This window comes from Actinokineospora sp. (assembly GCF_050699995.1).
Taxonomy (GTDB): Bacteria; Actinomycetota; Actinomycetes; order Mycobacteriales; family Pseudonocardiaceae; genus Actinokineospora.
Genome location: NZ_JBOHGC010000577.1, coordinates 1 through 6,079, shown reverse-complemented (window position 1 = coordinate 6,079; position 6,079 = coordinate 1). Strand labels below are relative to the sequence as shown.

Below are 6,079 nucleotides of genomic sequence, written 5' to 3'. Positions count from 1 at the left end.
GCACGCGTGCCGCGACGGCCCTTCGCGCGGGTCTGGGCCTGTGGCGGGGCGACCCGCTGGCCGACTGCCCGGTCGCGGAATGGGGCGACGCCGAGATCACCAGACTGCGTGACGCCAGGATCAGCGCGGCCGAGGCCCTCGCCGAGGCCGACCTCCTTCGGGGGGAGCACGTAACCGTGGCGGGTGACCTGGAGCGCCTGGTCGCGCTGCACCCGTTGCGGGAGCGGCTGTGGGAGCTGCTGATGATCGCGCACCACCGCGTCGGCCGTCAGGACGAGGCCCTGCGGGCCTACCGCAGGGCACGCGAAGTGCTGGGGGCGGAGCTGGGTCTGGAGCCGGGCCCGCGCCTCCGTGGGCTGCAGACGGCCGTGCTGGAGGGCGCCGCCGACCTGGATCCGTCGACCGCGCCGGTCACCGCGCCGATCGAACTCTCTCGGGTCGCTGACAGCGGTCCCGACCTGCCCATCCCGCCTGCCGGTCTCGTCGGGCGGCAACGGGAGTTGACCGAGGTGCTGGGGCTGGTGGCGAACGCCCGCCTGGTCACGCTCACCGGCGCGGGCGGGTGCGGCAAGACCCGGCTGGCGGTGACCGCGGCGGCTGAGGTCGCCCGCCGAGGCCGAGCGGTGACGCTGGTCGACCTCACCCCCGTGTCCGCACCCGACCTCGTCGCCGACGCGGTGATCACCGCCATGGGCCTGACCGAACGCCAGGGCGCCAGTCGCGTCGACACCATCGCGGAGGCGGCGGGCGCGCGGCTCGTCGTCCTCGACAACTGCGAACACCTGGTCCGCGCGTGCGCCGAACTCGTGGGCGAACTGCTCGCCGCCTGCCCGCGGCTGACCGTCCTGGCGACCAGCCGCGAGGCGCTGCGCGTCGCCGGTGAGACGGCCTACGCCATCGCGCCGCTCGCCGTGCCCGACCCCGACCAACCCAGAACCCTGTCCGAACTGGCCGTGTACGACTCGGTCCGACTGTTCATCGACCGCGCGGGCCAGGACTTCACCGAGGACGACGCACCCGCGATCGCCCAACTCTGCGCCGCGCTCGACGGCCTGCCGCTGGCCATCGAACTGGCCGCCGCCCGCTGTCGCGTACTCACTCCAGCGCAGATCGTCCAACGCCTGCGCGACCGGTTCGGCCTGCTCACCCTGGCCGCGAGAGGTGCCCCCGACCACCACCGGACACTTCGGGCGGCGCTGGCGTGGAGCCTGGACTTGCTGACCGAGGACGAGGCGGCGCTGTTCACCAGGCTCGGCGTGTTCGCCGGCGGGTTCTCGGTCGACGCGGCCGAGGCGGTGTGGGAGCCGGACCGGGCACTGGACGCGTTGAGCGGCCTCGTGGGGAAGTCGCTTGTCCGGGTGCGAAGGCAGGGCGACAGCACCCGTTTCTCCATGCTGGAGACGATCGCCGCCTACGCCGGGGAGCTCCTCCGCGCCGAGCCGGACACCGAGCAGCGGGCCCGACGCGAGCACGCCGAGCACTTCCGCACCCTGGCCGAGGAAGCCGACGCGGACCCGACTGGAGTCCGCTTCACCCGACTGCGAACCGAGCACGACAACCTCCGCGCCGCCATGTCCTGGTTCGCACGATCACCCGACACCACAGGCGAACTGCGGCTTGCGGCGGCGCTGGGCCGCTATTGCCACCTGCACGGCCACTACCGCGAGGGCAGGCAGTGGCTCGACCACGCCCTCGCCAGGGCTGAGCACGCGCGGCCTCAGCACCTCGCGCGGGCGCTGGCCGCGGCCGCCGCGCTCGCCTTGTTCGAATGCGACTACGCCCAAGCCCAGGTGCGCGCGACCGAGGGCCTGCGGCTGTGCCAGGCGCTGGACGATCACCGCCAGGCGGGCCGAATGCACCGGATACTGGGATCAGTGGCCAGAGAACAAGCCCGCTACCCGGACGCGCTGCGCGCCTACGCCGCAGCCGAGGCGAGCTTCCGCACCGCCGCCGACCCTTCCGGCGCCGCCTACTCCCGCCAACTCGCGGGAGCGACGTCCTGGCTCGCGGACGACTTCGACAACGCGGAAATCGCCCTGACCGAGAGCCTCACCTGGCTGCGTGACATGGAAGACCGCAAGGGTGCCGCCTCCTCCACCGCCTACCTCGGCGCGGTCGCCCTCTACCGCGGCGAGCACCGCCACGCCCGCCACCTACTCGACGACGCCCTCGACGCCTTCGGCGAAATGGAGTTCAAGGAAGGCATCGCCTGGGCACAGAATCTGCTCGGCCTGCTCGAACACGCCACGGGAAGCACGCACACAGCGACCTCCATGTTGACCGCGAGCCTCACCCTGCACCGCGACCTCGGCGACCGCTGGCGTCAGGCAAGCGTCCTGGAGGCACTGGCCGCGGTGGCAGGCGACAGCGGCGACCCCGCCCACGCCCTGCGGCTCCTGCGCCAAGCAGACGAAATCCGCACAGCGATCGGCGCCCCCATCCCCCTGGTGGAACGCCGAAGACCAACCCGACTCCCCACCCGCGGCGTCACCTGCGTCTCGTAGTGGGTGGCCGTAGTGTGGGGCACGGGATCACACACGGGAGGACAACATGGGCGACACGCAACGCACGGTGTCAATCGAGCGGATCAGCCTTGGGCAGTAGCACATCACGAACGTTCGAGGCGGCACCCTCACCATCGGCGAAGGCAACGACACCGCGTTCACGCCAGTCGAGTTGCTGCTAGCGGCCATCGGCGGCTGCACCGCCATCGACGTCGACTACATCACCAGCCGCCGAGCGGAACCCACGGCCTTCACCGTGACCGTCACCGGCGACAAACTCCGCGACGCCGAACGCGGCAACCACCTGGACAACCTGGAAGTCACCTTCACGGTCAGATTCCCCGAAGGCCCGGAAGGCGACACCGCCCGAGAAGCCCTCCCCCGCGCCGCCAAGCAGTCCCACGACCGCCTGTGCACCGTCAGCCGAACCGTCGAGGCAGGCACCCCGGTCCGGGTCGAAGTCCGCTAAAGCACGTAGGACGCGATCATGTGGCCGATCTGCCGGATGTCGGCCCGCCCCTTGAACTCCAGACGCACCTTGCCGAGCCCGCTGAACCACAGATCCAGCTCGGCGTCGAGGTCGAAAGTCCCCGCGGTTTCGATGGAGAACGCCTGAATCTTGCTGTACGGCAGGGAAGTGAAGTCCCGCTTCTTCCCAGTGATCCCCTGAACGTTCACCGCGATCAACCGCTTGTTGGTGAACACGACGAAATCCCTGGCGCCCTTGAAGCAGAGGACGATCTCCTCGCCGGCGATGATGATCGGGGCCACCGAGGGAGCGATGTCCCTTGGGTCGCAGGGAGACAGCCTGAACACGGAGCTCTTCTCAAAATCGATCATGAGCCCATGCTAGTTCAAGACGACTGAACATCCGGCTCGTCAGCGAACGTCAATCCCAACTCCGCCAACGACTCCCGCAGCACAACAACCGCCTTCGGCCCCACCCCATGCAGCGCGGAAACCTCCACGGAACTCACCTGCGCGAACTGCTCCACTGTCGAGAATCCAGCAGCCGCGAACGCGCGCAGCGCCGGTTTGCCCACCCTGCCCGGAATCTCGGTCATCACCTGCCCCCTCATCGTCGCCGAGGATCCCATTTGACTGAGCTGATCAGGCCGTCAGGGAACACCTGCGCTCAGCTTGTCAGGGGCTGACCGGGCATTCGTGGTCAAGGATGTCCAACCGGCCACGGACGGCCGACTGGGTATCCCGAGCGGCATCAAGTTGAGACTTGGCTGGACCGGGTTGGCCTCCAGATAGCGCCGCGCGCGGAAGTAGTTCCGAAGCCGTCGAATCGGGAACCAGGACAGCGGTGCGAGGAGAAGACCGAAGGCGCCGGTGAAGATGATCTTTTCAGCACCGGCGACGGCTTTGAGCGAGTTCGTGTACGCCTCGGCGGTCTGCTGCATCCGGGTGGCGATGTTGGTCCAGGTCTGTGCCATCGCGGTGACCGCGTCCGGGTCACCCGCGAGGATGTCGAGGGGCTCCTTGAGGAACCCGATGTGTTCGATCAGCCATCCGATGACGCCGGACAGGATGCTGCAAGGGGGTCCATGGCGAAGCCGAGAAGGTCGAGATCTCCACCGACAGCACTGCCCGCGAGCGCTCCCCAGTCACCTTTGATGCCGTCGTAGACGATGTTCGCCGCGCTGCCAAACAGCCCAGACCCATCCCAGGACTGGGTTGGGCTGTCGAAGTTCGCCTGCTTGACCCAATTGGCCGCTGACGCGTCGTCGGTGGCATTGAGCGGGCTCTGCGGCTCGGTCATTTCCGCCCCTCAAGCTGCTTGAGGATCGCGTCGAACATCGCCGCCTCTTGGTCGCCCTTGACATACGCCTCGCGCATCTCCTCGAACCGACTGGCCATCTCCTCCCCGGCGCCCTTCGCCTTGCCGACGAAATCGACGGCGTCGTTGATCCAGATACGCAAGGTCTGGGCGGCGAGAATCCCTACAACGCCGAACACATCGGGATTCAACAAAGACTCGCCCCCGCCACCCGCATCCTGGGCGTCGGGCATGTGAGCCAGCAGTGCCCTGAGTTCCCGTTCGTGTGCTTCGAGGACTTTCAGGTCGACTTGGAACCACCGTCCGGCATTACTTGTCCCCCCGGTTCAACGGATCGCCGTGGTCGTAGTCGTGCTCTTCCTCGTCCTTGCCCCGCACCGGCCTGGGCTGACGGATCGGAGCCGGAGGAGGCGGTTCAGCGGCCTGCTCCTCGTTGAACTGCCGCAACACCGGCGGCGCGGGCGGCGGCTCGTCCGGCACCTCCACCTGGGGCACCTGCTCGTTCAGGAACCGCATGGCGTCGCTGTTGTCCCCGATGATCGGCGCCATGATCTCCGTGATCCGCTGCGTGGCCTGCGCCTGCGCCCGCCGCACTGACGGTCAGCGTCACGGCGCCGTCCTGGCTGGTCGCGGTTCCTGTCAGGTCCCTGATCTGGGCCTTCGCCTCTTCCGCCTTCTCCAGCAGCGTGGCCACACGCTTCTCGTAGTCGGACAGGACGCGGTTGGCATCAGGGTTGGTCATGGCTGCTCCAGGTCAGCCCTCACGCGAGGGACTTGACCAGTTCGTCGAGCTGTCGGGTGATGGTGGCATCGGTGCCGGGTGCGAGGGTGACCCATTCCTGACCGCCGCTGGGACGCCTGCTGAACAAGTAGCGGCCCTGGGGGCTGTCGTAGACGCTCACCACGTGTCCCGCGCGGACACGCGATTCGCCTTGTGGCGTACGCGCGACACCGAAGTGGCCGAACCGGATGACAGTGCCGACCACTTCGACGATCTTGCGGGCTTCCTCTTTCCCAAGCCCTTCGGAGACCAACGCGGCACGCAATGCGTCACGACTGGTGCCCGCGCGCGCCGCGCAGGCGTCCAGGGTCCGCGCCGGGAGGGTGATGGAGGCACCGGTTCCGGCGCTGTGGCTGGGAAGCAGCCCGACCGCCGCCCGAGACATCCCCGTCGCGGAGATCTCCGACAGCGTCAGCGTCCCCGGTTCGAGGACCCCGGCCGCGGCGGCTGTGCCCGCGGCGGCGACCAGGGCGGACGTGCGCGGCCCCTGCGCGGACAGGTGCAGACGCGCGTCGATCTCCCACTCCGGCCGGGCCAGTGTCGACAGCGTCGTCTCGATATCCCGGTGGAAGGCGCCTGGTTTGCCCAATCCCTTGGCGGCCAACGACTTCCACGCCTCGGCGCGGAGTTGGGCGCGTTCGTCGAAGGTGTAGCCGTTGGACTGGACCTCCAGGATCGGCCTGCGCGCGCCGAGCTGGTAGTGCTCCCAGAGGAAGTCGTACTCCGCCCAGGACAGCGTGATCGATCTGTTCACTCGCCGATCACCGGAGGTGCCGTGATGGTGCCGTCTTCCCAGAAGTCGTCGTTGGTGCCGTGCAGATAGTCGGCGGCGAAGTGCTCGCCGTCCTCGTCACCTTGGCCCTTGCCGCCGCCGGCTCCCATACCGCCGCCCATCGGGGCGTTGGGCCTGGCGCCCGCCGCACCGCCACCGCGCCCGGCGTGGTGGGCGTCGGATCCCAGCGTCCCGGTGCCCGCCATCGGACCGCGCCCGCCGACTCGGCCGTCGCC

9 protein-coding genes and 1 pseudogene are annotated in these 6,079 nt (G+C 68.9%); 2 read left to right on the top strand and 8 right to left on the bottom strand.

Features of this window, described 5'->3' with window-relative positions:
• Both ACRDSQ_RS28075 and ACRDSQ_RS28070 read left to right on the top strand, forming a co-directional pair.
• The coding region (locus ACRDSQ_RS28075) for an ATP-binding protein (protein WP_431425167.1) at positions 1–2,504 on the top strand (2,504 nt) is incomplete at its 5' end.
• Between the two features lie 103 nt (positions 2,505–2,607).
• Positions 2,608–2,973, top strand: coding sequence for an OsmC family protein (locus tag ACRDSQ_RS28070; RefSeq protein WP_431425169.1), 366 nt, complete (start codon positions 2,608–2,610; stop codon positions 2,971–2,973).
• Here the strand turns inward: ACRDSQ_RS28070 and ACRDSQ_RS28065 are convergent.
• From ACRDSQ_RS28065 to ACRDSQ_RS28030, 8 genes and pseudogenes are all read right to left on the bottom strand, one after another.
• Positions 2,970–3,344, bottom strand: a complete 375-nt coding sequence (locus tag ACRDSQ_RS28065; protein WP_431425165.1) for a PH domain-containing protein — start codon at positions 3,342–3,344, stop codon at positions 2,970–2,972. The genes ACRDSQ_RS28070 and ACRDSQ_RS28065 overlap by 4 nt on opposite strands.
• 14 nt (positions 3,345–3,358) lie before the next feature.
• Complete coding sequence (locus ACRDSQ_RS28060; protein WP_431425164.1) at positions 3,359–3,568, bottom strand: DNA-binding protein; 210 nt, start codon at positions 3,566–3,568, stop codon at positions 3,359–3,361.
• A gap of 54 nt (positions 3,569–3,622) precedes the next feature.
• On the bottom strand, positions 3,623–3,946 hold the full coding sequence (locus ACRDSQ_RS28055) for a hypothetical protein (RefSeq protein WP_431425162.1): 324 nt from the start codon (positions 3,944–3,946) through the stop codon (positions 3,623–3,625).
• Positions 3,947–4,014: 68 nt separating this feature from the next.
• Entirely contained in the window at positions 4,015–4,272 is a 258-nt protein-coding gene (locus ACRDSQ_RS28050) for a hypothetical protein (protein ID WP_431425160.1), read from the bottom strand.
• Positions 4,269–4,523, bottom strand: coding sequence for a hypothetical protein (locus ACRDSQ_RS28045; protein ID WP_431425159.1), 255 nt, complete (start codon positions 4,521–4,523; stop codon positions 4,269–4,271). The genes ACRDSQ_RS28050 and ACRDSQ_RS28045 overlap by 4 nt, the downstream gene beginning before the upstream one ends.
• A gap of 76 nt (positions 4,524–4,599) precedes the next feature.
• On the bottom strand, positions 4,600–4,884 hold the full coding sequence (locus ACRDSQ_RS28040) for a hypothetical protein (RefSeq protein ID WP_431425158.1): 285 nt from the start codon (positions 4,882–4,884) through the stop codon (positions 4,600–4,602).
• A 167-nt stretch (positions 4,885–5,051) separates the two neighbouring features.
• Positions 5,052–5,825: an ESX secretion-associated protein EspG gene (locus ACRDSQ_RS28035; RefSeq protein ID WP_431425157.1), complete on the bottom strand. Its 774-nt coding sequence runs from the start codon at positions 5,823–5,825 to the stop codon at positions 5,052–5,054.
• Positions 5,822–6,079, bottom strand: a pseudogene (locus tag ACRDSQ_RS28030) (hypothetical protein); the annotation flags it as partial. The gene ACRDSQ_RS28035 and the pseudogene ACRDSQ_RS28030, both read right to left, overlap by 4 nt.

Coding starts and splice junctions, on each gene's coding strand:
- ACRDSQ_RS28055 (WP_431425162.1), bottom strand. CDS start 3,946: ATGGCACAGACCTGGACCAACATCGCCACCCGGATGCAGCAGACCGCC.
- ACRDSQ_RS28045 (WP_431425159.1), bottom strand. CDS start 4,523: ATGCCCGACGCCCAGGATGCGGGTGGCGGGGGCGAGTCTTTGTTGAAT.
- ACRDSQ_RS28060 (WP_431425164.1), bottom strand. CDS start 3,568: ATGACCGAGATTCCGGGCAGGGTGGGCAAACCGGCGCTGCGCGCGTTC.
- ACRDSQ_RS28065 (WP_431425165.1), bottom strand. CDS start 3,344: ATGATCGATTTTGAGAAGAGCTCCGTGTTCAGGCTGTCTCCCTGCGAC.
- ACRDSQ_RS28050 (WP_431425160.1), bottom strand. CDS start 4,272: ATGACCGAGCCGCAGAGCCCGCTCAATGCCACCGACGACGCGTCAGCG.